The sequence below is a fragment of the Pseudomonas sp. P7758 genome (assembly GCF_013386485.1).
GTDB lineage: Bacteria > Pseudomonadota > Gammaproteobacteria > Pseudomonadales > Pseudomonadaceae > Aquipseudomonas.
Map to the genome: position 1 here is coordinate 1 of NZ_JACARS010000058.1, position 26,581 is coordinate 26,581.

Here is a 26,581-nt window from a genome sequence, read left to right on the forward strand (position 1 = left end):
GCCTTTTATTTGGGCTTCAATCTCTTCAACTCTGTGGCCTCATCCCTTGGGACATCCCAAACATGAACAACAACAACTCATGATCAGGCTTGGCCGCGACACCGACCTTGGCGATCCGCGGCATCGGGCATTGCTGCCCGACACCCTGCACCGCACTGAGAACTTGTGTCCGGGGCTGCTCCCAGGCAGCCAGGGCCAGGGCAGCTATGCCCAACGCCCCCAACAGAAACAAACCTCGTGCAATTTCTAGCTTCATTACGTTAAACCCTTGATAGCGCTGCCAAACGCCGTCTCGTAAAAGTAGCTCAGTTTTTGCCAGTCCGTAGCATTCCACGACGAATGGCGGCGCAACTGCAACATGTCATGCCGGGCCGCCCGCAAAGCGGTCAAGCGCTGCCGGCACTTCTCGAAATCCAGCAACGCCACCTCAACCTTCGCCGCGTCACCCTCACCCGTCACCCGCACAAAGATATGCTTGATATACAGGCAACCATGCTGCCAACGCCCCTTGTGCATCCGCGCCAACGTACCCGCGAGTTCCTTGAGCAAACGCTCATGCACCAACTCGCCATACTGCTCACGACCACCGGCGGCGTACCAGTTTTCGATCTCGTCGAAACCGTCCAGCGACGCCGTGACCAACAACGCCTTCCATTGGTGCTCAGGATCGCGGCGGGCCTCGCAGAACACCAACTCCGGCACGCGTACATCCAGCAAGCGCAGGCCCTTCAGGGCGTCACGCTCACGCAACACAGTGGGGCGCCCAAACGGATGGAGCCAACTACGGTAGATATGACCGGTCTGGCGCTTGCTGTAGAGCAAACGCCCATTGGTGCCCGTCACCCGTTGCACACCACTTTCACCGCCGCGACGACGATTGGGCTCTTCGACCCACTCGCCCTGCTGGCGCCAGAAATAATCAAATCGCTCCTCGGGAGCTACTTCACTACCTGGTAAACACTCGACAGCCATCCTGTTACCTCTTGCGCAATACATACACTCGCCACATGGCGTAGAGCGGTATGAAGTCCAGAGATTCCTGAACACGGAAACCGGCTTGTTCAAACTCTGCCTCAACAGTAGCAGCCGGTAACACAAACCGATTTTGGTAACCTTCCTGCTCACCTTTGTTGCGACGCCGCACTTCGGCACGCTTGCGTTTCCAGGCCTTGAAATTGCCGTCCACCCACAGCGAGATAATCACGCTGTCACGGGTAACACGCTGAAATTCGCGCAGTATTGCCAGCCTGTGCTCGGGGTCACCAATGTGGTGCATCAAGCGCATGCAGAAAATACTGTCGACCGCATTATCTGGCAAATCGATATCAAAGGCAGACGTTTGCAAGGGGCGTACCCGTTTCACCACATCCGCCGGCTGGGCGACGGTGGCAATCTTCAACATCGACGCGGAGTTGTCGGCACCGATGATCACGCGGTTGGGCTTTTCGGCCAGCAACGGCCAGAAACGCCCGGCACCACATGGCAGGTCCAGCACCAGGCCAGGCTCACCGGCCATGGCCAGCGCACCACGGGCCAATTGCTCGTCGCGTTTGTGGGACAACCGGCGAGCCAGATTGTCCTGGTGTTTGAGTAAATAATTCTGCGCGTGCTGATCGTCGTACTTTTCGGAAAATTCGAGCTTGATCGGGGTAGGCATCACCGGGTCTCCAGTTACTGATGCCTACAACCTTAAAAAGAATCCTGTGATCAACAGGTCAACACGTTGTGAAAAACTTGTCCTGTCGAATCGTATACATTACAAAACTTTGCAGACACAAGTCGTGGCATGATGCCATCTTCGGCGAAAATCAGGAAGTCTGCCGCAGCTTAGCGGCAGGGCAGGCATCAGGCTTTGACTTGACTCAATTCGACGTGAAAGCGGCAGCCGTTGGGCTCCATGGTGCTGAGGCTGACGCTCCAACCCTGGTTCTCGCAGATGCGCTGAACCAAGGACAAACCCAGGCCGAGGCCTTCACCGCGCTTTTCACTGCCACGCACAAACGGTTCGAACATCGCTTCGCGCTTGTCCTCGGGAATGCCCACGCCAGTGTCTTCCACCACAAAACCGCTCGGTTCCAGGGTAAGGCGGATCAAGCCATGCTCGGTGTAGTGCAGGGCATTACGCAACAGGTTGCCCATGACCGCGTGCAGGAAGGTCGCGTTGTAGCGGGTATCCAGTGGATTGCCCGGTTGATAGATCAGCTCAAGGCCTTTGCGCTCGATCGGCTCACGCCAGATCCCCAGCAAGTCCTCGGCCACCTGGGCCAGGTTGGCCTGGGGCGACATGCCGGCCTCCTCGCGCTGGGCACGAGCCAGCATCAGGAAGGTCTGCACCAGTTCGCGCATTTCTTCACAGGCCCGCGCAATGCGCTCGACCTGCTTGCGGCCGCGCTGGTCAATCGCGGGGTTCTCCAGCAACAGTTCGCAGGAGCTGGCGAGCACCATCAGCGGGGTGCGCAATTCGTGGCTCACGTCACTGGTAAACAGTTGCTCCCGGGACAATGCCTGGCGCAAACGGCCCAGGGTGGCATCGAAGGCCACAGCCAATTCGCCGACTTCATCCGCGGCGTAATCCGGCGCCAGCGGTGGTGCCAGGCCAAGTAACTGGTCGCGGTGCCGCACCTGGCGGGCCAGGCGTACGACCGGCGCCATTACCTTGCGCGCCAGTACCCAACCGAGAAATACCGCCAGCGCCAGGCTGAGTACAAACCCCACCAGCACGACAGCAAACAGCACGCGCTCGCGTTCTTCAAAATCGCTCTGGTCTTGCAGCAGGACATAACGGCGACCGTCAACGATTTCGACCATCGCGTGGTAGGAAAGCTGTTCGCGGAACACCTCGTGAAAACCGGCGTCGAGGTGGCGCAAGTCCTTGGGCAGTTCAAAATCGCCAGGGCCGCCGCTGAAGTAGAACAACTGGTCGGGCTCGGGGCGATGGCTCCAGTCCTCGACGCTGTCCATCAGCAGCAGCCGTTGCAAGTCACCGCCCAGGCCTGCCGATATGAGTTTTTCTTCCACCAGGTGCACCGTAGCGACGATGCCCATGGCGAAGGCCCCCGCCACCAGCGCGCTCATCAAGGCGAAGGCGATGATGATCCGCTGGGCAAGGCTTTGCTTAAACTCCATCACGACCCTCGGCCAGGCGATAACCCACACCGTGCACCGTTTGCAGCAACGGCTTGGCGAAGGGTTTATCAATCACCTGACGCAGTTGATGGACATGGCTGCGCAGGCTGTCGCTGTCCGGGCAGTCATCACCCCACAGGGCTTCTTCAAGAATCTCACGGCGCAATACATGCGGGCTTTTCTGCATCAGCACCGCCAGCAGCTTCAGGCCGACCGGGTTGAGCTTGAGCAGGCGCCCTTCGCGGGTGACTTCCAGTGTATCGAGGTCGTAGTTCAGGTCACCCACCTGCAAGGCACGGCGCCCGCCGCCCTGGGCACGACGCAGCACCGCTTCGATACGCGCGGCCAGCTCCGACAGCGCAAACGGCTTGAGCAGGTAGTCATCGGCGCCGGACTTGAAGCCCTGCAGCCGGTCATCCAGTTGGTCGCGCGCAGTGAGCATGATCACCGGCGTGTCGCGGCGCGCGTCTTCACGCAGGCGTTTGCACAGGGTGTAGCCATCAATGCCAGGCAGCATGATGTCGAGCACGATCAGGTCGTAATGTTCGGTGGCAGCCAGGTGCAGGCCCGACAAACCGTCCTGCGCACAGTCTACGGTGTAGCCCTTCAGCCCCAGGTAATCGGCCAGGTTGGCCAGAATATCGCGGTTGTCTTCAACCAATAAAATTCGCATGGGCAGTGTCTCCGTACGCGGTAACGGCCGTGTTGGCTCGCGCAGCTTAAGGCCAAGTATGGCTCACGGCTAGGCCTGAAGGCCGCGCCGATTACTGTTTTCAACCGATTGGGGAACTTAACGAGTTTTTCACTATAGGTTCACAAGCTGACTACAGTGTCAGCGCGAAGATCGCGCCCATCGAAAATAAGGAACGTTGACATGGGTTTTCCAAAAACGGCGCCAATGCGCTATTTGCTGTTGGTGACCGGTGCCTGGCTGGTGGTTTTTCTACTGACCCGCAGCGTGCTGCTGGTAACCCATCTGGATGAGGTGAGCGGCAACCTGCTGCCGGTATTCGGCGTAGGGCTGCTGTATGACCTCGGCTTCCTCGCCTATGCCGCCCTGCCCCTGGGCCTGTATTTGCTGCTGTGCCCACCGGGGTTGTGGCGCCTTCGTGGCCATCGCTGGTTCCTGCAGGCGGTACTCACCGTCAGCCTGTTCGCCATGCTTTTCACCAGCGTGGCCGAATGGCTGTTCTGGGACGAGTTCGGCGTGCGCTTCAACTTTATTGCCGTGGACTATCTGGTGTACTCCAAAGAGGTGTTGAACAACCTGCTGGAGTCGTATCCGATCGGCAAGCTGCTGAGCCTGCTGGCGGTGATGGCGATTATCTTGAGCCTGGCCTTGCGTAAACCGTTCAACGCGGCGATGAACTCGCCGTTGCCTGCGATGCGCAAACGCCTGCTCAACGCCCTTGGTTTGTTGGTGGTGGCCGGCCTGAGCCTGCAACTGATCAACCAGGACAGCCCGCGCAGCCAGGGCGGTAACGCCTACAACAACGAATTGGCCAGCAACGGCCCCTATCAGTTCTTCGCCGCTTTCCGTAACAACGAACTGGACTACACCCAGTTCTACAAGAGCCTGCCGGCAGATGTAGTCGCCAAGCAGTTGCGCGCCGAACTCAGCGAGCCCAACGCACGGTTTATCGGCACGGATCCGCTGGATATCCGTCGCGCCATTACCAACCCGGGCACGCTGCGCAAACCCAACATCGTGCTGGTGACCATCGAAAGCTTCAGTGCCAAGTACATGGGCAGCAACGGCGACCCGAATAACCTCACGCCCAACCTCGATGCGCTGCGCAAACAGAGCCTGTACTTCAATAACTTCTACGCCACCGGCACCCGCACCGACCGCGGCCTGGAAGCTATCACCCTGGCCATCCCGCCAACGCCCGGGCGCTCCATCGTCAAGCGTATCGGCCGGGAAAGCGGTTTCGGCAGCCTGGGCCAGCAGCTCAACGCCATCGGCTACGACAGCGTGTTTGTCTACGGCGGCCGGGGCTACTTCGACAACATGAACGCGTTCTTCAGCGGCAACGGTTACCGCGTGGTCGACCAGAGCAGCGTGCCCGAATCCGAAATCAGCTTTAAAAACGCCTGGGGCATGGCCGACGAAGACCTCTATAAACAGACGCTGAAACTGGCGGACGCCGACTACGCCAAGCAGCAACCATTCCTGCTGCAACTGATGACCACCTCCAACCACCGTCCGTATACCTATCCGGCTGGCCGCATTGATATCAAATCCGGTGACGGTCGCGACGGCGCGGTGAAGTACACCGACCATGCCATCGGCCAGTTCCTGGAGGCGGCGCGCCAGAAACCCTGGTTCGACAACACGATCTTTATTTTCGTCGCCGACCACACGGCGGGCAGCGCCGGCAAGGAAGACCTGCCGATGGTCAATTACCAGATCCCGCTGTTCATCTACGCACCCAAGCTGGTAGACGCCGGCGAGAACGCGAAGCTGGCCAGCCAGATCGACCTCGCCCCGACCCTGCTGGGCTTGCTGAACCTGAGCTACGAGTCGACGTTTTTTGGCCGCAACCTGCTGCAGGACAACCCGCTGCCGCCACGGGTAGTGGTCGGCAATTACCAGTACCTGGGGTTGTTCGACGGCAAGGACCTGGCGATTCTCAGCCCGCGCCAAGGCTTGCGTCGGCATGACCAAGCCCTGGGCGACAGCCACGAAATCCGCGTTGGCAGCGATGACCCGTTGATCCAGCGGGCCATCACCTACTACCAGGGCGCCAGTTATGACTACAAGCAACAATTGCTGAGCTGGAGGGTGCCCAAGGACGAGGTTCCCCAAGTGAGTACACGCTAACCAGAATGCCCCGGCCAGGTCTGACCGGGGCTTTTTTTAGGGTCTGAGTTCGCCATGCACGCAATCGCTGTTCGTCCGCTATCCCAACCCCTCAACTTCTGGTTGTGCCTCGGTGTGCCTGCCGTTCTGGCGGTGGCCATGTTGCTGCTGGAGCTGACGTCGCTGGACATGGACATCGCCAGGCTGTTTTACGACGCGTCCGAAGGCGGCTTCGTGGGCCGGCACAGTTTTTTTCTGGAGGACATTCTTCACGATCGCGCCAAGCAGATGGTGATCGTGTTTTCGGTGCTGGCAATCGCCGGGCTTGCCGGGGCCTTTGTCTTTGAGCGGCTCAAACCCTATCGCCGGGAACTGGGCTGCCTGGTGCTGTCGCTGGCACTGGCCACCTCGTTCGTTTCACCGTTGAAGACGGTGACCGGGGTGCAATGCCCGTGGAGCGTCAAGGAGTTTGGCGGCCAGGAGACGTACAGCGAGCTGCTGAGCCCCAGGCCGCCGACCGACAAGCCGGGGCGTTGCTGGCCGGGCGGGCATGCGGCGACCGGGTTTGCGCTGTTTGCGTTGTTTTTTGCCCTGAGGGATCGCCGACCGCGGATGGCGCGCTCGGCGTTCATGTTTGCGCTGGGCCTGGGCACGGTGCTTTCGGTGAGCCGCACGATGCAAGGGGCGCACTTTCTTTCCCACAACGTGTGGACGGCAATTTTCAGCTGGCTGATTTGTTTGGGCGCCTATTACTTCCTGCTGTACCGGCCGGTGAAAACACCGCAGCCCGCCTTCCGCAAGCAGCCCGTGACGCCGTGATGATCAGCCCTTGCCTAGCCGGGGGCAAGGGCGCAACACTCTGCGCACTTTTTGGCAACGATCCTGCTGAGCCATGTCCGATACCCTGTTGCTGATCGAAGACGACCTGCCCCTGGCGGCACTGACGGCCGAGTTCCTGCGCGCCGAAGGCTTTACCGTCGCAGTGGAACACCGTGGCGACCACGCCGCCCAGCGTATCCAGGATGAACAACCGGCACTGTTGATCCTCGATGTGATGCTGCCGGGCATCGACGGTTTTACCCTGTGCCGACAGATTCGCGACCACTACCCTGGGCTGATCCTGATGATGACGGCCCTGGACGAGAACGCCGAACAATTGGTGGGGTTTGCCGCCGGGGCCGACGACTACGTGGTCAAGCCGATCGACCCGCAACTGTTGCTGGCAAGGATCCGCTCGCTGCTGCGCCGCCATCCCCAGGCCCCCCGCAGTTACTACCAGTGGGGCGCTTTTCGGCTGGACCTGAACAACCACTTCGCCTGGCTCGGCGAGGCGCCCTTGCAGTTTTCGGTGGCCGAATTCGAGTTACTCGCCATCTTTGCCCGCCATTGCGGCGTATTGCTCACCCGGGAAAAGCTGCTCCAGCGCCTGCGCGGCCTGGAGTACGACGGGCTGAACCGATCGATTGATATGCGGGTGTCGCGCTTGCGCAAAAAGCTGATGAGCCTTGAGTGCCCCGTGACCATCCAGACCATCACGGCGCAGGGATACCTGTTCGTCGAAATCCCGACGGGGAGCCAGCATGCTGTCTAAAGTCCGCCCGTGGATGGCCATCGCGGCCGGCACCAGCTGGGCCGCCCTCACTTTTTACCTGTTGTGGTTGTGCTCGAACGCCTCGGTGTTTATCGGCGACTACAGTTTTCTGCGGCTGATGGCCGGGCCGGGTTATCTGGTTGCCGAGCAACTCAAGGCCTTGCCCGCCGAACAACGGGAGGCGCGCATCGAGTCACTGCAAGCACGCTTTCAGTACCCGGTGAGCCTGGTGAAAAAGGATGATATCGAGCTGCCGCCTGAAGCTATTGTGATGCTCGACCACCATCAACCGGCGCAGAACAGTGATGAGGACGTCACCTACTTCCCGCTGGACGATGACACGGTGATTCAATTCGGCCCCTTGTGGGGAACCGCCGAAGTGAAGGACCTGCTGCAATATCCGGTGTACTGGGTGACCGCCTGTGTCGCCGGCCTGCCGGTACTGCTGTTTCTCTGGATTGCCCTGCGTGCCCGGCGCAAATACACCCATGACCTCGATGCCCTCAATGCCTGCATTGCTACCCTCGCCCGCTCGCCCAACACGCTGCTGCCCGCGATGAGCCAGGAGTGGGCGCCGCTGCTGCTGACCTTGCAACGGCACGCGCTGGACATCAGCTCGATGGGCGAACGCCACCGGGAGGTTTCCCAGGCGGTGTCCCACGAACTGCGCACACCCCTGGCGCGGATGCGTTTTGCCCTGGCACTGCTGAGTAAAAGCGCCGACCCCGACACCCGCACCCGCCTGCAAGAGCGCCTGCACACCGATATCGAAGAACTGGAGTCGCTGGTTCGCGCCAGCCTCGCCTTTGCCCGGCTGGCCGATGCACCCAGCGACCTGCAGCATGAGCCAATCAATCTCCATGCCTGGCTGCAGCAGGAGTTTGCCCTGCTGGACGGGCACCATCGCTTGCTGACCCTGGACACCGACCCGGCCGACCTGGAACTGATCGGCGACCGCGCCCTGCTGCATCTGATCGTGCGCAACCTGTTAAGCAACGCCATTAACTACGCCCGCGAACGGGTGAACGTCAGCGCCGCGTGCCAGGGCCAGCACCTGGTGCTGCATGTGGATGATGACGGCCCGGGCGTGCTGCCGGAAAACCGCGAAAAGATCTTCGAACCCTTCGTACGCCTGGCCATGGGCGGCGACGAGCCCAGCGGGTTTGGCCTCGGCCTGGCACTGGCCAAGCGCGCCACCCATTGGCACGGGGGTGAGCTGTCGATCACCCGCAGCCCGTTGGGCGGCGCACGCCTGACCCTGACCCTGGCACTGCGTCCGGCCTAGGCTGTTACAGCCTGTGACAGTGGAACATCCTCGCTGCCGCTAACCTCGCGACCTTGCCCTTTGGATCAGGTTGGAGAGTCAGCTCATGCGTCACCCTAGACGGCATCTGCCCACGCTGCTGTTATCACTGTGCATGGCCGCCGGTTCATGGTCAGGCGGCGTTGCGGCCCAGAATGTCCACGCGCCCTACTACCCCGGCACCATCCTGCCCAATCGCCAGCCCCAGGCGACCATGGATCAACAACTGGTCACGTTCTACAAGGACTGGAAGGCGGTTTACCTGTCGGGGGAATGCGGCAGCGGCCGGTATTTCATCAAGGTCAACGCCGACCACAAACCCGTGGGTGGTGGCGCCGCGCCCAACACCATCACCGTGTCCGAGGCCCATGGCTACGGCATGCTGCTCACTGTGATGATGGCCGACTACGATGACCAGGCCCAACGGACTTTCGACGGCATGGTGCGCTACTTCCAGGATCACCCGGCAGCGTCCGATCCCGGCCTGATGGCCTGGAACCAGACCGAGGGATGCGGCGACTCCACCGACCCTTTCCGTGGTGACGTCAGTGCCACCGATGGCGACCTGGACATCGCCTACGCCCTGTTGCTGGCCGATCAGAAATGGGGCAGCGAGGGCTCCATTGACTATCGCAGCGAGGCCAACACGGTGATGGCGGCGATCATGAAACACGAGGTGCACCCCAGGACTCAGCACCTGATGCTCGGCGACTGGGCCGGTACCGACGGTGACGCAGAGCTTGAGTACACCACCCGCAGCTCGGACTTCATGCAGTCGCACCTCTACAGCTTTTTCACCATGACCGGGGACAAGCGCTGGCAGGCGGTGCGCGACAAGACCTATTCGATCATCAGTGACTTTACCCAACGGTACAGCGCCAACAGCGGGCTGGTGCCGGACTTCATCAGCCACCTGGACACCTCGATCACCCCGGCGCGGCCCGATCTGGTGGAAGGCCCATACGACGGCAGCTATTCGTGGAACGCGGCCCGCTACCCGTGGCGCATCGGCCTGGATTACCTGATGTACGGTGACCCGCGTGCGCTGTACACCTTGACCACCTTCAACCGCTGGGCACGCGCCACCACCCACGATGAGCCGGGCAACTTCAACAGTGGCTACCGAATCGACGGCAGTGCGATCGAGGAAGCGCACAATGAGCCGGCCTTTGTGGCGGCACTCGGGGTCAGCGCAATGATCAACCCCGACAATCAGCTGTGGCTCAATAACCTTTGGGACAACCTGCAACGCCGGTCCATCCGTGACCATGACTATTACGGCAATACCCTCAAACTGCTGGGCATGGTGGTCATGTCCGGCCATTGGGAGCGGCCCCAACCGGCGCCCCTCAAAAAAACCGCACACGTGCCTGTCCATCCGTCATCCGGCACTGCGGCACCGGGACCCGTGGCATCTTTGCCGGCTGCCTCGCAGCTGATGCTGGCTCGCGGCTTCATGTTCAAGAAACTGCTGGGGCGTCGCGGCGTCAGCTGAGGCGTGCGCGTAAAGAGAGACGCGGAGCGTCCCTGGCGGCATTCCCACGCAGAGCGTGGGAACGATCAGCATAAAAAAACCCCGCCTGCATCGCTGCAGGCGGGGTTTTTCAGTATCGGGGTAAGGCTGGCTTACATCATGCCGCCCATGCCGCCCATACCGCCCATGTCTGGCATACCGCCGCCAGCTGGAGCATCTTCTTTGATCTCGGCGATCATTGCTTCAGTGGTGATCATCAGGCTGGCAATCGACGAAGCCGCTTGCAGAGCCGAACGAGTCACTTTAGCCGGGTCCAGGATGCCCATTTCGATCATGTCGCCGTATTCGCCGGTAGCCGCGTTGTAACCGAAGTTACCCGAACCCTGCTTGACCTTGTCGACCACTACGCTTGGCTCGTCGCCGGAGTTGGCAACGATCTGGCGCAGAGGTGCTTCAACCGCACGACGCAGCAGAGCGATACCGACGTCCTGGTCAGCGTTGTCGCCTTTGAGCTCGGAGATAGCCTGCAGAGCGCGAACCAGTGCCACGCCACCGCCAGGTACCACGCCTTCTTCAACGGCTGCACGGGTAGCGTGCAGGGCGTCTTCAACGCGGGCTTTCTTCTCTTTCATCTCAACTTCGGAACCCGCGCCAACCTTGATCACTGCAACGCCGCCGGACAGCTTGGCCAGACGCTCTTGCAGTTTTTCACGGTCGTAGTCGGAAGTGGTATCGGCCACTTGAGCGCGGATCTGGGTAACACGTGCCTGGATGTCAGCTTCAACACCAGCACCGTCGATCACGGTGGTGTTTTCCTTGGTCACGGTGACGCGCTTGGCATTACCCAGGTGTTCCAGGGTAGCGCTTTCCAGGCTCAGGCCGATCTCTTCGGAGATAACGGTACCGCCAGTCAGGACAGCGATGTCCTGCAGCATGGCCTTGCGACGATCGCCGAAACCAGGTGCCTTGACAGCAACCACTTTCACGATACCGCGCATGTTGTTCACAACCAGAGTCGCCAGGGCTTCGCCTTCAACGTCTTCGGAAACGATCAGCAGTGGGCGACCGGCCTTGGCAACAGCTTCCAGAACTGGCAGCAGTTCACGGATGTTGGAGATCTTTTTGTCAACCAGCAGGATCAGCGGGCCGTCGAGCTCGGCGGTCATGGTGTCTGGCTTGTTGACGAAGTACGGGGACAGGTAGCCACGGTCAAACTGCATGCCTTCAACAACCGACAGTTCGTTTTCCAGGCCCGAGCCTTCTTCAACGGTGATCACGCCTTCTTTACCGACTTTTTCCATGGCTTCGGCAATGATGTCGCCGATGGAGCTGTCGGAGTTGGCCGAGATGGTGCCGACCTGAGCGATTGCCTTGGTGTCAGCGCATGGCTTGGACAGGGACTTCAGCTCTTTGACAATGGCGATGGTCGCCTTGTCGATGCCGCGTTTCAGGTCCATCGGGTTCATGCCGGCAGCGACGGCTTTCAGGCCTTCGTTGACGATCGACTGAGCCAGAACGGTAGCGGTGGTGGTGCCGTCACCTGCGTCATCGTTGGCACGGGAGGCAACGTCTTTGACCAGCTGCGCGCCCATGTTTTCGAAGCGATCTTTCAGCTCGATTTCTTTGGCGACGGAAACGCCGTCCTTGGTGATGGTCGGAGCGCCGAAGCTCTTCTCGATGATCACGTTACGGCCTTTAGGGCCCAGGGTCGCTTTTACTGCGTCAGCCAGGACGTTCACACCGGCGAGCATTTTCTTACGGGCGGAATCGCCGAATTTAACTTCTTTAGCAGCCATGATCGATATTCCTTAAATACTTTGTAGTAACGGGAAGATGAACGGGGAAATCAGCCTTCCAGAACAGCGAGAATCTCGTTCTCAGCCATTACCAGCAGGTCTTCGCCGTCGACTTTCACAGTGTTGCTGCCGGAGTAAGGGCCGAACACAACCTTGTCACCCACTTTCACAGCCAGCGCACGTACTTCTCCGTTTTCCAGGGTCTTGCCTGGGCCAGCAGCGACAATCACACCGTGGTTGGCTTTTTCAGCAGCCGAACCTGGCAGCACGATACCGCCAGCGGTTTTCTTTTCTTCTTCACTGCGACGGATGACGACGCGGTCATGCAGAGGACGAAGCTTGCTCATTGTCGATCTCTCCTAATTGTGTTTTTCATCGGCCGGTGTCAATTCCGGCTAGTTAAATTCCGGCGGTGCCGGTCGCGGTTCGCGGCGCGAAACGCGGAAGTCTGTCTGGTGTCGCCACCAGAAACCTTGCGGTGACCGTTACATAAGGGCGCATAAGCTTATTACAAGGGTACCGAGATGAAAATTTTTGTGTCGGGGGGCGTCTTCAAAAGCCGCACGGCACCCGCGGGTGCCGTGCCAGTGAGGGGATTACTTGGGGTCGCGGTGTTCGAACTCACCTTCGATCACGTCACCTTCGCGCCCCAGGGGCTGGCGCGGGGCCGGGCCACCACGGGGTTGCAGGTCATCGGCAAAGGCGCGCTGGCGAATGGCAGCCTCTTCGGCACGCTGGCGCATCTTGCCCGCCAGCACTTTGCGAGTGAATGGCAGCAACATCACCAGGCCAACCACATCGCTGATAAAGCCCGGCAGGATCAGCAGGCCACCGGCCAATGCCATCATCAGGCCTTCGAGCATGGTCTGGGCCGGCAGCTCGCCGCGATTCAGGCTTTCACGGGCACGCAGCGCCGTGGCCAGGCCGGCGACGCGCAGCACCAGTACGCCGAGCATCGAGCCGAGAATGATCAGCAGCAGCGCCGGGAAAAACCCGATTGCCCCGCTGACTTGTACGAATACGAACAGCTCAAGCACCGGAAACAACAAAAAGAGCAACAAAAAAGGGCGCATCAAATGGTTCCTCAACGCAAGAATGCCTTGCTACTCCACCTTAGATGACGTCGCCGTTTCGTGAATTCAAGCTTCAGCGGCTGCTTTTTTCGGCCAGACCTCGGCGTGAGCCAGGAAAACCAAGGCTTCGCGTACTTGTGTCGGCGTGTTGCAAGGCTCGGCAAAGGGCAGCCAGTAGAGGGCCTGGCCAATGCGCAAGTGCATGCCTTCGCTGTCGATACCGGCCAGTTGCGCAGGCTCGGAGGTCGGCAGGCCGGCCAGTTCGACATAGTGGGCAATCGCCTTGGTGTGGTCGCTGTTCATGTGCTCGACCATGCTCAGCTCGGCCTTGCCGGCAAACGGATTGGCCAGGGTCAGTTGGTCGACCCAGTGGATCGCGCCGAACCCGCCGATATAACGATGGCGCACCGGCTTGAGCACCCAGAAGTCAAAATCATGGGCCTTGTGGTAGTTCGCCGAGTCCGGGAAATAGCGGTAATAACGCTCGGCGGCGGCTTCAATCGCAGCGCCGTCTTCGAGCTTTTCGGCCTCGGCGAGGTAGGTCAGACGCCCTACCGCTTGCACGTCGTCGGCCTCACGCTCACCGACCAGCAACGAGCACTTGGGGTCTTTCTGCAGGTTGTGGGTGTGCTGGGCGATACGGCTGATCAGGATCAGCGGCCGACCCTCGGCGTCCAGGCAATACGGCACCACCGAGCCAAAAGGGAAACCGGGCATGGCCTTGGACAAGGTGGCGAGTGCCCCACGGTATTCCTTGAGCAGTAGTTCTCGGGCATTCTTGGCAACGTGCGCGCTCAACTTATGACTCCTTCGATAAATTTCGTCAAAAAACAAACCTGGATAGCCGCTTAATTCTGCCCACAGGACTTGCGAATGCATCTCAACGACAAAGTAATCATTATCACCGGCGGTTGCCAGGGTTTGGGCCGCTCCATGGCCGAGTATTTTGCCGCCAAAGGTGCCAACCTGGCGCTGGTGGACCTCAATCAGGAAAAACTCGACCAGGCGGTGGCCGCCTGCCAGGCCCATGGAGTGAAGGCCCGCGCCTATCTGTGCAACGTGGCGAATGAAGAGCAGGTGACCCACACCGTGGCACAGATCGCCGAAGACTTCGGTGCGATCAACGGCTTGATCAACAACGCCGGGATCTTGCGTGATGGCTTGCTGCTCAAGGTCAAGGACGGCGAGATGACCAAGATGAGCCTGGCCCAGTGGCAGGCGGTGATCGATGTCAACCTCACCGGGGTGTTCCTGTGCACCCGTGAGGTGGCGGCGAAAATGGTGGAGCTGAAGAACCAGGGCACCATTATCAATATCTCGTCGATCTCGCGGGCCGGCAATGTCGGGCAGACCAACTACTCCGCCGCCAAGGCCGGTGTAGCGGCCGCCACTGTGACCTGGGCCAAGGAGCTGGCGCGCTACGGCATCCGCGTGGCGGGCATCGCACCGGGGTTTATCGAGACCGAGATGACCCTGGGCATGAAGCCCGAGGCCTTGGAGAAGATGACCGCCGGCATTCCCCTCAAGCGCATGGGGCGGCCCGAGGAGATTGCCCATTCAGCGGCGTATATCTTCGAGAACGACTACTACACCGGGCGGATTCTGGAAATGGACGGCGGGTTACGCCTTTAATTACCAAGCGGCTCGTTACCAGGCGACGCCGAACCCTGCGGTGTAGCGGGTCTTGCTCAACGCACTTTCCGAGTCGCCACTAATAATGTCGCGCTCGGCCTTGAGGTTGAGGGAGGCCCACTCGGTGACTTTGTAGCGCAAGCCCATTTCCGCATCCAGGGAGTACTCGGACGGCCCGGCCAGCGGTTTGCCCACTTCGCCATTGGTGAAGAATTCAACGGTCTTGCCCACCAGGTAGCGGTTGTAGTTCCACTTCATGGCCAGCGAATAGAAGTTGTCCTTGCCGCCGTCCTGGTATTCATAGTCGGTGCGGTTGACCAGCGAACCGAGGGAGAACGCGCCCAGTTCGTCATCCCAGAATTGGTAGCCCGGGCCGGTACCCACGGTGCGCTGGCGGGACAGGTCCTCGACCTTGTCGCGCTTGTAGGTCAAGCGGCCCTGCCAGAACCAGTGTTCGGTAATAAACCGGTCCAGGTCGTACTCCAGCGCCCAGTTGTCGGTGGTGGTCACGTCGTCCTGGAATTCGCGGTTGTATTCGCCCTCGGCGGTATGGCGCCACTGGCCATGGCGGGCAGTGGTCTTGAAGTCGATGTCGTAGTCGTTGGTGTCTTTTTCCGCGCGCTTGTAGTCCAGCGCCATATCGACATTGCCCTTCCACACCAGGTCCTCGATCACCGGCTTGGGCTTGATGATCTGCTGGATGCTCGCCAGCTCGACGGTCTTGGGCGCCTCGCCGTTGGCCAGGATGACCTTGCCATCGTCGGCCGGCTGCAGGGACTTGGCCTTCTCACCGCTGTAGGCATCCTGCTTGACCAGCAATTCCTGATCGCTCTCCAGGGTCTTGACCTGCTTCCAGTCCACCGGGATCGCGCCGGCATAGTCGGTCTGGATCAGCAGCTTGCCACCGTCGAAAACCTTGATCTTGCCGGTCAGGCGGTCACCGTTCTTCAACCAGACGGTGTCGGCGAGCAACGGGGTGGAGGCGCTGAAGACAGCGAGGCACAGCAGGGTTCTGGACAACATAAGCGGATATGGGGCTCGAGTTTGACGAAAAAACGGGCATTATCGGGGTGGATAACTTCTTAGCAAGGACTGACTCGGGTATTCGTATCGAGTTCCGCTCTCAGCCCCCCATTTTTCAGAAATTTCTTACAAATAGACGGATATTTTCATCGGATATGCCACCGTGAACGAACTGACCGACGCTCCGCAAAGCCCCGCTGAAATGCGCCGCACCGTGCTGTACCTGACCCTCGCCCAAGTGCCCGAAGGCTGCGTGATCAGCTACGGGGAGCTGGCACACCTCGCCGGTTTGGGTCGCGCCGCACGTTGGGTGGGTCGCACCCTGAGCCAACTGCCCGAGGACACCAAACTGCCCTGGCATCGCGTGCTGGGTGCCGGTGGTCGGATAAGTCTGCCGGTGGGCAGTGCCTCGGGTGACGAGCAACGTGCGCGTTTGCGCGGCGAAGGCGTCAGCATCCTGAACAATCGTGTTGATATTCAGCGTCATGGCTGGCGCCCGGTAGAGCACAGCGGTTAGAGTGCGCGCTTTATTTGCGTAATTCTGAGGCAGACTCCAGCCCATGCCCCGTAAAACCTGGCGCGCCGCGCTCGCCGCCTATGCCAGCCCCTCGACGTTAGTGCTGTTGCTGCTCGGCTTTGCTGCCGGCTTGCCTTACATGTTGGTGTTCTCGACGCTCTCGGTATGGTTGCGCGAGGCCGGCGTGGCCCGCGAAACCATCGGTTATGCGAGCCTGATCGGCCTGGCCTATGCCTTCAAGTGGGTCTGGTCGCCCCTGCTCGACCAATGGCGCCTGCCACTGCTCGGCAAGCTCGGACGTCGTCGCTCCTGGCTGGTACTGTCCCAGACGCTGGTGATCCTCGGATTGATCGGCATGGGTTTCTGTGATCCGCAAAAGCATCTGTCCTGGCTGATCGCCATCGCCGTGATCGTGGCCTTCGCTTCCGCCACGCAAGACATCGCCGTAGACGCCTACCGCCTGGAAATCGCCAGCGACAGCCAGCAGGCCGCGCTTGCCGCCAGCTATATGTCCGGTTATCGCGTGGCCGCGCTGCTTGCCACCGCAGGTGCGCTGTTTTTTGCCGAAGGCTTCGGTTCCACCGGGTTCAACTACAAGCATTCGGCATGGGCCGGTACGTACGTGCTGTTTGGTGCATTGATGGTGCCTGCGCTGCTGACCACGCTGTTCATGCGCGAACCCAATGTGCCGCTGCGTACCCAATTGCAGGCCGGGCGCTACAGCTTTGCTCACCAGCTGGTCTCGGTGTTCGTGTTGATCGTGCTGCTGGTGTCGGTGCCGGCGATGTTCACCCAGTTGTACAACACTGATTTCGCCAGCGTGCTGTTCCATGGGGTCAGCCTGCTGGACCTGCTGCTGGAAGATCGCGCGTTCCTGCGGGCCATCCTCTACATCATCCTGACCACGCTGTGCCTGTCGACCATGGGCCGCCGGGGCCTGGCGCCGGTGCTCACGCCGGTCAACGACTTTATCCTGCGCTACCGCTGGCAGGCCTTCCTGCTGTTGGGGCTGATTGCCACCTACCGCATGTCGGACACGGTAATGGGCGTAATGGCCAACGTGTTCTATATCGACCAGGGCTTTACCAAGGACCAGATCGCCGGTGTCAGCAAAGTCTTCGGCCTGATCATGACCTTGCTGGGCGCCGGCATGGGTGGCCTGTTGATCGTGCGCTTCGGGATTCTGCCGATCCTGTTCATCGGCGGCATTGCATCGGCCGGCACCAACCTGCTGTTCGTGATGCTCGCCGACATGGGCCCGGACCTGCAGATGCTGATTTTCACCATTTCCCTGGATAACTTCAGTTCAGGCATGGCGACCTCGGCGTTTGTCGCGTACCTGTCGAGCCTGACCAACCTGAAGTTCTCCGCCACCCAATACGCCCTGCTCAGTTCGATCATGTTGCTGCTGCCGCGCTTGATCGGCGGGTATTCGGGGGTGATGGTCGAGAAGTTCGGTTACCACAACTTCTTCATGATCACCTGCCTGCTGGGTGTGCCGACGCTGGTCCTGATCGCCTTGCACTGGTTTCAGGAAAGCCGGCGGATTCGCTTGAATCCTCCCGAGGAAAACGAATCACTGTAGGAGCTGGCTTGCCTGCGATTGCATCACCGCGGTGTAACTGACACACCGTGTTGCCTGCATCGCAGGCATGCCAGCTCCCACAGAAGCCCTGCTCCAGCAACCAGATGCCTGTACGTCGGCAGCAAGCGCCCGTACAATCCCAAGTCATTTCAAGTCCAAGCAACCGACAACGGCCTACCATGCGCACCAGTCAATATTTGCTCGCCACACAGAAAGAAACGCCTTCCGACGCGGTCGTGATCAGCCATCAGCTGATGCTGCGCGCCGGCATGATCCGCAAACTGGCCTCGGGCCTGTACACCTGGCTGCCCATGGGCTTGAAGGTGATGCGCAAGGTCGAAGCCATCGTTCGTGAAGAAATGAACGCTGCCGGCTCTCTGGAAGTGTTGATGCCGAGCACCCAACCGGCTGAGCTGTGGCAGGAATCCGGGCGCTGGGAAGAGTACGGCCCTGAATTGCTGCGCTTCAAGGATCGTCATGGCCGGGACTTCTGCGCCGGCCCGACCCACGAAGAAGTGATCACCGACCTGATGCGCAACGAGTTGAGCAGCTACAAGCAGCTGCCCCTCAACCTGTATCAGATCCAGACCAAGTTCCGTGACGAAATCCGCCCACGCTTCGGTTTGATGCGCGGCCGCGAATTCATCATGAAGGACGCCTATTCGTTCCACGCTGACCAGGCGTCCCTGCAGGTCACCTACGACCGCATGCACACCGCCTACTGCAATGTGTTCACGCGCCTGGGCCTGAAATTCCGCCCGGTTGAAGCGGACAACGGCTCCATCGGCGGTGCCGGCTCCCACGAGTTCCACGTGCTGGCCGAGTCCGGTGAAGACGACATCGTGTTCAGCAACGGTTCCGACTACGCGGCAAACATCGAGAAAGCCGAAGCCGTGCCACGGGAAACTTCCCGCCCTGCGCCAAGCGAAGAGCTGCGCCTGGTGGACACACCCGAGACCAAGACCATCGCGGCCCTGGTGGAGAAATTCAATCTGCCGATTGAAAAGACCATCAAGACCCTGATCGTGCGCGCCGAGGAAGAAGGCAAGCTGATCGCCCTGGTAATCCGTGGCGACCACGAGCTCAACGAAATCAAGGCCGCTCAGCAGCCAGGCGTTGCCAGCCCGCTGGTCATGGCCACCGACTCAGAACTGCGTGATGCCATTGGCGCCGGTGCCGGTTCCCTCGGCCCGCTGAACCTGCCACTGCCGATCATCATCGACCGTTCGGTCGAGCTGATGAGCGACTTCGGCATCGGTGCGAACATCGATGACAAGCACTACTTCGGCGTGAACTGGGAACGCGACCTGCCGGTTCCGACCGTGGCCGACCTGCGCAACGTGGTTGCAGGCGACCCGAGCCCGGACGGCAAGGGCACCCTGGAAATCAAGCGCGGCATCGAAGTCGGGCACATCTTCCAGCTGGGCAACAAGTACAGCAAGGCGATGAAGTGCGAAGTGCTGGGCGAGAACGGCAAGCCGATCACCCTGGAAATGGGCTGCTACGGCATTGGCGTATCCCGCGTGGTTGCGGCTGCCATCGAGCAGAACAACGACGAGAAAGGCATCATCTGGAGCGACGCCCTGGCGCCATTCCAGGTTGCCCTGGTACCGCTGCGCTACGAAACCGAGCAAGTACGCGAAGCCACCGACAAACTGTATGCCGAACTCACGGCTGCCGGTTTTGAAGTGCTGCTGGATGATCGGGACAAGAAAACCAGCCCAGGCATCAAGTTCGCCGACATGGAATTGATTGGCATCCCGCACCGGATCGTGGTCAGTGACCGCGGCCTGGCCGATGGCAATCTGGAATACAAGAGCCGGACCGAAGCCGAGGCCCAACCGTTGCCGGTGGCTGACGTGCTGTCTTTCCTTCAGGCGCGTATTCGTCGCTGAAAACCAGATCAAGAGTCGTCATGTTCAAGCGAAACACCATAGCCCTGGGGGGCGCCACGTTATGTGGCGCCCTGCTGGTCAGCGGCTGCGCCAACCAAATGTCGCAACGCAGCGAGCACGAGGAACGCATCGAGCGCAAATTGCTCGATCACAGCCTGCAGATCGACGTGGGCGAGCCGAAGGTGCTGGAGCTGCCGCAACGCCGGGTGCGCATTCACGAGCAAAAGACCTTTGAGGTCACCGAGTTCGAAGTTACCCGTCGCTACGACCGCTACACGCCCTACCAGCCCTGGCGCAAACTCTATGAGATGCCCCTGGGCGCGGTCGCGCTGGTGGCGGGCGTCGGCGCCAACGTGGCGAATGTGTTTGCCCTGGGCAACCTGCCTGCCAGCATGACCCGGGATTGGCTCAGCTATGGCGTGGACGGGCTCAACCCGTTCATGAACGTGCAATCCAACGGCCGTGCGCAACAGAACCTGGCGGGTATCGATGAAGTCCAGCGCGACAAGCGCGTGGAGTATTCGAGCCTGCCCTGGAGCGAGCGCCCGGTACAGGTGACTGCCGGCAAGCAAACCCATGAGCTGACCACCGACCGCGATGGCGTGCTGCGCCTGAACCTGTTGGACAGCCCGTTTGCCGAGCAGGACCTGAACCGCATCAGCACCCTGAAGATCAGTGTTGAAGATGCCCAGGATGACGTGCACTCGGACTCATCCCTAGCCATCAGCGGCACCCTGCGGGGCAAATTGCTCGAAGCTCACGGTTTGATCTATGACGACCTGGAAGACGACGAGGTCAACGAGTGGGTGCACCGGGTCAAGCGCCTGTCGGAGCTGGGCCTGGAAGAAGAAGCCAGCGAGCTGGAACAGAGCCTGATCGAACTGACCCGCAATGATCCGGAGTTGCAGCAGGAATTCCTGCAGGCCTTGACCAAGGATGCCGGACGCCTGGTGGCGGATCCCGGAGCACGCTGAAGCCTTTAAATGTGGGAGCGGGCTTGCTCGCGAATGCGGCGTGTCAGCCAGCACATGCGTCAACTGACACACCGCATTCGCGAGCAAGCCCGCTCCCACATTTGGTTTTCGGTTTCTACCAGGGGAATTGGAGCTGCTCGTTGCCGTTGCTCAAATCCAGCAAACGCACGCCTATTCCCAGCAATCGCACCGGCTTGTCGCCGCGATTGAACGCCTGGGTCAGCAACTGCCGGTAGCTCTCCAGGTCCCGCCCCGCCCCCGCCTGCTCCAGGGTCGTCTGGGTAAAGTCGTGAAACTTCACTTTGACGAACGGCTTGCCCGCCCGATAACTGCTGTCGATGCGCGCCATGCGCCCGGCCAGGGTGTCCATCAGCTCCGGCAGTTTTTCCAGGCAACTGGGCAAGTCCGGCAGGTCGACATCGTAGGTATTTTCCACGCTGATGGATTGCCGGCGGCTGTCGTTCTGCACCACCCGGTCATCAATCCCACGCGCCAGGCTCCAAAGCCGCTCGCCAAAACTGCCGAACTCTCGCACCAGCGCCAACTTGTTCCACTCCCGCAGTTGCAGGCAGTCCTCGATCCCCAGCCGCGCCAGCTTGTCGGCCGTCACCTTGCCCACGCCGTGGAGCTTTTTCACCGGCAGCGCCGAGACAAAGTCTTCCACCTGGTCGGGGGTGATCACAAACAGTCCGTTGGGCTTTTTCCAGTCGCTGGCGATCTTGGCGAGAAACTTGTTCGGCGCCACGCCCGCGGAAACGGTGATGTGCAACTGGTTGGAGACCCGCCGGCGAATGTCCTGGGCAATGCGCGTGGCACTGCCGCCGAAATGCGGGCTGTCGGAGACGTCCAGGTAGGCTTCGTCCAGGGACAACGGTTCGATCAGGTCGGTGTAGTCGCGAAAGATCGTCTGGATTTCCTTTGATGCTTCTTTATAAGCATCCATGCGCGGCTTGACGATGGTCAGGTCCGGGCACAGCTTCAGGGCATGGCGGGACGACATGGCCGAACGCACACCATAGGCCCGTGCTTCATAGTTGCAGGTGGCGATCACCCCGCGACGGTCTGCCGAGCCACCGACAGCCAGGGGCTTTTGCGCCAGGGTCGGGTCGTCGCGCATCTCGATGGCGGCGTAGAAGCAATCACAGTCGACGTGGATGATTTTGCGCTGCGTCATATATAAGGCAGTGGTTCTGGGCAGAAAACGGACAGGCCGGCAGTATCTCACTCACACCTGTATATAGCACCAGTAGTTTGAATCTTCCGCTTAAGCGGTAGGAAAATTCGCAGGTGAATTCATTTTCTCAATCGAAACACACCCCCCAATAGAGCTGAAAGCCTCGGCCAGACTGGCCCCGCGGCCTATCAAGGGGCCACCTTGGAGAGCTAACCGATTGAACCACAAGCGCTTTTCTTTGAATCAGCGGTTGACACACTCGCGTTCCTCTGTAGAATGCCGACACACAGACGCGGGATGGAGCAGTCTGGTAGCTCGTCGGGCTCATAACCCGAAGGTCGTCGGTTCAAATCCGGCTCCCGCAACCAAACATCAAAAAAGGCTGCTCGAAAGAGTGGCCTTTTTTGTATCTGACGAAAAAGTCCTTTTGAAACAATGGCATGGCATCTTTCATGAAACCGTACACGGTTTGTAGAGTCCATCTCATTGCAAGCTATGCTAAGTCTTCAAGCACTGTCCTTCTACGACCAATGGGCGCTGTCGCCGCACTTCGCGATACGCGTTAATATTTGTAATTATTTTGTCCATAGGGATTGGTAACTTGGCTGGATACCTCCATCCTGTCGCGCACAATCCACGAGGTGATTGATGCGCGCCAACTCGTCTGAACCACAAGACTCTGTCACAGCGACACAACCGATCACTCCCACCCGTTTGCGCTGGCTGGATCTGTTGAGCAAATACCGCCAACCCATCGGGCTGGCCGTCACCTTGTTGCTGTTCGCAATCGCCCTTATCGCCTGTCGCCACCTGTTGCTTGAACTGGATCTGTACGCGCTCCACGATTCAATCCTTGAAGTACCCAAGCCTGCACTGCTGGGTGCGTTCGGTGCTGCTGTCGCCGGCTTTATCATTTTGTTGGGCTATGAATTTTCCGGTGCCCGTTATGCCGGCGTGAAGCTGCCTGCCAAGACTCTGGCCTACGGCGGCTTTACCGCATTCGCCATCGGTAACGCGATTGGTCTGTCGATGCTCTCGGGCGGCTCGGTACGCTACCGTTTATATGCACGGTATGGCATCGGCGCTTCGGAAGTGGCACGCATGACCGTGTTTGCCAGCCTGGCCCTGGGTTGCGCCCTGCCGCCGCTCGCTGCGCTGGCCACCCTGAGCAACCTGCCTGCCGCGTCCAATGCCCTGCATCTACCCGCCAGCCTGCTCGGCGGTATCGCCGGCGCTGTGTTGCTGTTAACAGCCGCACTGTGCGTCGGCATCTACCGCCGCCGCCTGCCGGAACAACCGTATCCGGACAACCTGCTGGTCAGGGCCGGGCGTCGCACCTTGCGCCTGCCGGGCCGTCGCCTGACCTTCCTGCAACTGATCATCACTGCCCTCGACGTGGCTGCGGCCGCTACCGTGCTGTATATGCTGCTGCCGGAAGCTCCGCCCTTTGGCCCGTTCCTGCTGGTGTACCTGCTGGCCCTGGCCGCCGGTGTGCTCAGCCATGTACCCGGTGGCGTCGGGGTGTTCGAAGCAATCCTGCTGGCTGCCTTCGCCGACAAGCTCGGTGCCGCGCCACTGGCGGCCGCACTGCTGCTGTACCGGATGATCTATGTGGTGCTGCCGCTGTTGATCGCTTGTGTGTTCCTGCTGGTCAATGAAGCCCAGCGCCTGTTCCATACGCAACAAAGCCTGCGCGCGGCCTCGGGCCTCGCTGCGCCGATCCTGGCCGTACTGGTTTTTTTGTCAGGCGTGGTCCTGCTGTTTTCCGGCGCAACCCCGGAAATCGACTCACGCCTGGAAAACATCGGCTTCCTGATTCCTCATCGCCTGATTGACGCTTCGCACTTTGGTGCCAGCCTGATCGGCGTGCTCTGCCTTCTGTTGGCCCAGGGCCTGCGTCGACGGTTGTCCGCGGCGTGGATGCTGACCATGGTGCTGCTGCTGACCGGCGCCCTGCTCTCCCTGCTCAAGGGTTTCGACTGGGAAGAAGCCAGCCTGATGACCATGACGGCGGTGCTGCTGGCGATCTTCCGGCGCTCGTTCTATCGCGCCAGCCGCCTGACCGAACTGCCGTTCTCGCCGCTGTACCTGGTGGCCAGCGTGTGCGTACTCGGTGCGTCAATCTGGCTGCTGTTGTTCGCCTACCAGGACGTGCCCTATAGCCATCAGTTGTGGTGGCAGTTCACCCTCGACGCCAACGCCCCGCGGGGCCTGCGTTCGCTGCTGGGCGCGGCCGTGGTGCTGGTGGTGGTGTCGCTGACCTGGCTGCTGCGTACCGCGCGCCCGATCATCCACTTGCCGACACCGGATGAACTGGAGCGCGCCACCAAGATCCTGATGAACTCTGCACAACCCGACGGCGGCCTGGCGCTGACCGGCGACAAGGCCCTGCTGTTTCATCCCAACGACGAAGCGTTCCTGATGTACGCTCGTCGCGGTCGCAGCCTGGTGGCCTTGTACGATCCGATTGGCCCGACCCTGCAACGGGCCGAGATGATCTGGCAGTTCCGCGACCTGTGCGACATTCACCACGCCCGCCCGGTGTTCTACCAGGTGCGCGCGGAGAACCTGCCGTACTACATGGACATCGGCCTCACCGCGATCAAACTGGGTGAAGAAGCCCGGGTCGACCTCAAACGCTTTGACCTGGAAGCCAAGGGCAAAGAGATGAAGGACCTGCGCTACACCTGGAACCGCGGGACCCGTGATGGCTTGTCCCTGGAGATCCACGAACCCGGCCAGGCCCCGATGGAGGAGTTGAAAGTCATCTCCGACGCATGGCTGACCGGCAAGAACGTGCGGGAAAAAGGCTTTTCCCTTGGACGATTCAGCGACGACTACCTCAAGCACTTTCGTATTGCGATCATTCGCTTCGAAGGGCGCCCGGTAGCGTTTGCGAACCTGCTTGAGACCTACAGCCACGACCTGGCCAGTCTCGACCTGATGCGTGCGCACCCGGACGCGCCGAAACTGACCATGGAATTCATGATGGTCGGCCTGATTCAACATTATAAGAACCATGGCTACGCCCGCTTCAGCCTCGGCATGGTGCCGTTGTCGGGCCTGCAACCACGACGTGGCGCCCCGCTGACCCAACGCCTGGGCTCGATGGTGTTCCGCCGTGGCGAGCAACTGTATAACTTCCAAGGCTTGCGCCGCTTCAAAGACAAGTTCCAGCCTGACTGGGAACCCCGTTATATGGCCGTGCCCGCAGGACTTGATCCGCTGGTGGCACTGGCCGACACCGCCGCCCTGATTGCGGGCGGCTTGACTGGATTGGTGAAACGCTGATGATTCGACGCTCCTGGCGGTATGTATTGGCATTTTTGGTGGTACTGGCACTGATCCTCGGTGGCGGCTACTGGTACTGGAACCGCCCTGCACCGCAACCGACTCTGGAACAACTGCCCCAGGCCGATGGCACGGTCCTGACCCGCGTCACCCCGGGTACCGCGCCCAAGGCCCGCGTGGCCGTGGCCGTGCTGGCCGACGAAATCCTGACCGACAGCCAACTGATCGCCCTGAGCCAGGGCGGCGCAGCGCAGATCGTCCAGGTGATCCTGCCCAAGGATGACTGCAAGCTGCAGGAACAAGCCCTGCAAACCGCCCTGGGCCAGCTTGCCGGCCCAGCGACCCTGGTCAGCGGCATCGGCCCTGGCGCAGCCCTGGCCTGGCGCTGGCTGGCCGCGCAGAACGACGACAAGGCCAATGCCATCTCCGTCGGCTTCGCGCTGGCGCAGCCAGGCTGCAACGACCCGCTGCCGAAGACTTCGGCCCACGGTAGCTGGCTGGTGGCCTGGAACGATAACCCTGACGATGATGCTGCCAGTTTCGTACGCGACACACCGCGTGCCACCACCAGCATCAGCGACTACGACGTTCACTACCCGCAAGTGCTGAACAACGAGCTGCGCAAGCAACTGGTGGGCTCGGACAACGGCGGCCTGGCGATCCCGGTGGTCGAAGTGCCGGCTGGCCAGGCCAAGGACACCGTCACCCTGTTCCTCTCCGGTGACGGCGGTTGGCGTGACCTGGACCGCGACGTGGCCGGTGAAATGGCCAAGATCGGCTACCCGGTGGTGGGCATCGATACCCTGCGCTACTACTGGCAGCACAAGACCCCGGAACAAAGCGCCAAGGACCTCGCCGAGCTGATGCAGCACTACCGGCAGAAATGGGGTACCAAGCGCTTCGTGCTGACCGGCTACTCGTTCGGCGCCGATGTGCTGCCGGCCATCTACAACCGCCTACCGGAAAACGAGCAGCAGCGTGTAGACGCGATCATCCTGCTGGCCTTCGCCCGCACCGGCAGCTTCGAGATCGAAGTGGAAGGCTGGCTGGGCAACGCCGGCAAGGAAGCTGCGACCGGCCCGGAAATGGCCAAGCTGCCGGCCGACAAGGTGGTGTGCATCTACGGTGCCGAAGAAGTCGACGAGAGCGGCTGTACCGACAAGACCGCTGTCGGCGAAGCCGTGAAGCTGCCTGGCGGCCATCACTTCGACGAGAACTACCCGGCGCTGGCCAAGCGTCTGGTAGACATCATCGAGAAGCGCCAGGGCAAGACCCCGGCCGAATAAGCGCCCACAAAAAAGCCCCCGCTGCCGCAAGGCACCGG

General features: G+C 60.7%; 23 protein-coding genes and 1 tRNA gene. 13 read left to right on the plus strand and 11 right to left on the minus strand.

Going from position 1 to position 26,581, the window contains the following annotated elements:
- Nucleotides 1-25 precede the first annotated feature (25 nt).
- The 5 genes from HX873_RS12330 to colR all read right to left on the minus strand — a co-directional run bounded on the left by HX873_RS12330 (nucleotide 26) and on the right by colR (nucleotide 3,799).
- A complete protein-coding gene (locus HX873_RS12330) occupies nucleotides 26-256 on the minus strand; it encodes a hypothetical protein (RefSeq protein ID WP_008433604.1) in 231 nt (76 codons plus the stop codon).
- Entirely contained in the window at nucleotides 256-972 is a 717-nt protein-coding gene (locus HX873_RS12335; protein WP_023659223.1) for a lipopolysaccharide kinase InaA family protein, read from the minus strand. Before HX873_RS12335 ends, HX873_RS12330 begins: the two co-directional genes overlap by 1 nt.
- 4 nt (nucleotides 973-976) lie before the next feature.
- Nucleotides 977-1,657, minus strand: coding sequence for a class I SAM-dependent methyltransferase (locus tag HX873_RS12340; protein WP_008433602.1), 681 nt, complete (start codon nucleotides 1,655-1,657; stop codon nucleotides 977-979).
- 188 nt (nucleotides 1,658-1,845) lie between these two features.
- Complete coding sequence (locus HX873_RS12345; RefSeq protein ID WP_008433601.1) at nucleotides 1,846-3,126, minus strand: HAMP domain-containing sensor histidine kinase; 1,281 nt, start codon at nucleotides 3,124-3,126, stop codon at nucleotides 1,846-1,848.
- Complete coding sequence (gene colR, locus HX873_RS12350; RefSeq protein ID WP_003208587.1) at nucleotides 3,116-3,799, minus strand: two-component system response regulator ColR; 684 nt, start codon at nucleotides 3,797-3,799, stop codon at nucleotides 3,116-3,118. Before colR ends, HX873_RS12345 begins: the two co-directional genes overlap by 11 nt.
- 201 nt (nucleotides 3,800-4,000) lie before the next feature.
- Between colR and HX873_RS12355 the strand changes: the two genes are divergently transcribed.
- From HX873_RS12355 to HX873_RS12375, 5 genes are all read left to right on the plus strand, one after another.
- A complete protein-coding gene (locus tag HX873_RS12355; RefSeq protein WP_177122731.1) occupies nucleotides 4,001-5,950 on the plus strand; it encodes an LTA synthase family protein in 1,950 nt (649 codons plus the stop codon).
- A 54-nt stretch (nucleotides 5,951-6,004) separates the two neighbouring features.
- Nucleotides 6,005-6,748: a phosphatase PAP2 family protein gene (locus HX873_RS12360; protein ID WP_102369811.1), complete on the plus strand. Its 744-nt coding sequence runs from the start codon at nucleotides 6,005-6,007 to the stop codon at nucleotides 6,746-6,748.
- Between the two features lie 73 nt (nucleotides 6,749-6,821).
- Nucleotides 6,822-7,520 carry a response regulator transcription factor gene (locus tag HX873_RS12365; RefSeq protein WP_102369812.1) on the plus strand — a complete coding sequence of 233 codons (699 nt, stop codon included), beginning with the start codon at nucleotides 6,822-6,824 and terminating at the stop codon, nucleotides 7,518-7,520.
- Nucleotides 7,510-8,805: a HAMP domain-containing sensor histidine kinase gene (locus HX873_RS12370; protein WP_177022732.1), complete on the plus strand. Its 1,296-nt coding sequence runs from the start codon at nucleotides 7,510-7,512 to the stop codon at nucleotides 8,803-8,805. Before HX873_RS12365 ends, HX873_RS12370 begins: the two co-directional genes overlap by 11 nt.
- Before the next feature lie 85 nt (nucleotides 8,806-8,890).
- Nucleotides 8,891-10,318, plus strand: coding sequence for a glycosyl hydrolase family 8 (locus HX873_RS12375; RefSeq protein ID WP_177122732.1), 1,428 nt, complete (start codon nucleotides 8,891-8,893; stop codon nucleotides 10,316-10,318).
- A gap of 131 nt (nucleotides 10,319-10,449) precedes the next feature.
- On the opposite strand, the gene groL is transcribed toward HX873_RS12375, so the two are convergent.
- The 4 genes from groL to HX873_RS12395 form a co-directional block, all read right to left on the minus strand.
- Nucleotides 10,450-12,093, minus strand: coding sequence for a chaperonin GroEL (groL, locus tag HX873_RS12380; protein ID WP_003208597.1), 1,644 nt, complete (start codon nucleotides 12,091-12,093; stop codon nucleotides 10,450-10,452).
- A gap of 50 nt (nucleotides 12,094-12,143) precedes the next feature.
- Nucleotides 12,144-12,440, minus strand: a complete 297-nt coding sequence (gene groES / locus HX873_RS12385) for a co-chaperone GroES (RefSeq protein ID WP_017846112.1) — start codon at nucleotides 12,438-12,440, stop codon at nucleotides 12,144-12,146.
- A gap of 249 nt (nucleotides 12,441-12,689) precedes the next feature.
- The gene (locus tag HX873_RS12390; protein ID WP_003208601.1) at nucleotides 12,690-13,166 is read right to left on the minus strand and encodes an FxsA family protein; all 477 of its coding nucleotides are present in this window, start codon (nucleotides 13,164-13,166) and stop codon (nucleotides 12,690-12,692) included.
- Nucleotides 13,167-13,232: 66 nt separating this feature from the next.
- Complete coding sequence (locus tag HX873_RS12395; RefSeq protein ID WP_003208603.1) at nucleotides 13,233-13,964, minus strand: HugZ family protein; 732 nt, start codon at nucleotides 13,962-13,964, stop codon at nucleotides 13,233-13,235.
- Between the two features lie 75 nt (nucleotides 13,965-14,039).
- On the opposite strand from HX873_RS12395, the gene HX873_RS12400 reads away from it, so the two are divergent.
- Nucleotides 14,040-14,798 (plus strand): SDR family oxidoreductase, encoded by a 759-nt coding sequence (locus HX873_RS12400; RefSeq protein ID WP_003208604.1) that lies wholly within the window; start codon nucleotides 14,040-14,042, stop codon nucleotides 14,796-14,798.
- 15 nt (nucleotides 14,799-14,813) lie between these two features.
- Here HX873_RS12400 and HX873_RS12405 read toward each other — a convergent pair whose 3' ends face one another.
- On the minus strand, nucleotides 14,814-15,821 hold the full coding sequence (locus HX873_RS12405; protein WP_003208606.1) for a DUF481 domain-containing protein: 1,008 nt from the start codon (nucleotides 15,819-15,821) through the stop codon (nucleotides 14,814-14,816).
- A 202-nt stretch (nucleotides 15,822-16,023) separates the two neighbouring features.
- Between HX873_RS12405 and HX873_RS12410 the strand changes: the two genes are divergently transcribed.
- The 4 genes from HX873_RS12410 (at nucleotide 16,024) to HX873_RS12425 (ending at nucleotide 20,792) form a co-directional block, all read left to right on the plus strand.
- Complete coding sequence (locus tag HX873_RS12410; RefSeq protein WP_218166212.1) at nucleotides 16,024-16,338, plus strand: MGMT family protein; 315 nt, start codon at nucleotides 16,024-16,026, stop codon at nucleotides 16,336-16,338.
- Nucleotides 16,339-16,381: 43 nt separating this feature from the next.
- The gene (locus HX873_RS12415; protein WP_008433581.1) at nucleotides 16,382-17,923 is read left to right on the plus strand and encodes an AmpG family muropeptide MFS transporter; all 1,542 of its coding nucleotides are present in this window, start codon (nucleotides 16,382-16,384) and stop codon (nucleotides 17,921-17,923) included.
- A 179-nt stretch (nucleotides 17,924-18,102) separates the two neighbouring features.
- Nucleotides 18,103-19,818 (plus strand): proline--tRNA ligase, encoded by a 1,716-nt coding sequence (locus HX873_RS12420; RefSeq protein WP_003208614.1) that lies wholly within the window; start codon nucleotides 18,103-18,105, stop codon nucleotides 19,816-19,818.
- Nucleotides 19,819-19,838: 20 nt separating this feature from the next.
- Complete coding sequence (locus HX873_RS12425; RefSeq protein ID WP_003208616.1) at nucleotides 19,839-20,792, plus strand: hypothetical protein; 954 nt, start codon at nucleotides 19,839-19,841, stop codon at nucleotides 20,790-20,792.
- Between the two features lie 115 nt (nucleotides 20,793-20,907).
- On the opposite strand, the gene dinB is transcribed toward HX873_RS12425, so the two are convergent.
- Nucleotides 20,908-21,966: a DNA polymerase IV gene (gene dinB, locus HX873_RS12430; protein WP_003208617.1), complete on the minus strand. Its 1,059-nt coding sequence runs from the start codon at nucleotides 21,964-21,966 to the stop codon at nucleotides 20,908-20,910.
- Nucleotides 21,967-22,257: 291 nt separating this feature from the next.
- Between dinB and HX873_RS12435 the strand changes: the two genes are divergently transcribed.
- The 3 genes from HX873_RS12435 (at nucleotide 22,258) to HX873_RS12445 (ending at nucleotide 26,543) form a co-directional block, all read left to right on the plus strand.
- A tRNA-Met gene (locus tag HX873_RS12435) sits at nucleotides 22,258-22,334 on the plus strand.
- 280 nt (nucleotides 22,335-22,614) lie between these two features.
- Nucleotides 22,615-25,257: a bifunctional lysylphosphatidylglycerol flippase/synthetase MprF gene (gene mprF / locus HX873_RS12440; protein WP_177122733.1), complete on the plus strand. Its 2,643-nt coding sequence runs from the start codon at nucleotides 22,615-22,617 to the stop codon at nucleotides 25,255-25,257.
- A complete protein-coding gene (locus HX873_RS12445) occupies nucleotides 25,257-26,543 on the plus strand; it encodes a virulence factor family protein (RefSeq protein ID WP_177122734.1) in 1,287 nt (428 codons plus the stop codon). The genes mprF and HX873_RS12445 overlap by 1 nt, the downstream gene beginning before the upstream one ends.
- Nucleotides 26,544-26,581 lie beyond the last annotated feature (38 nt).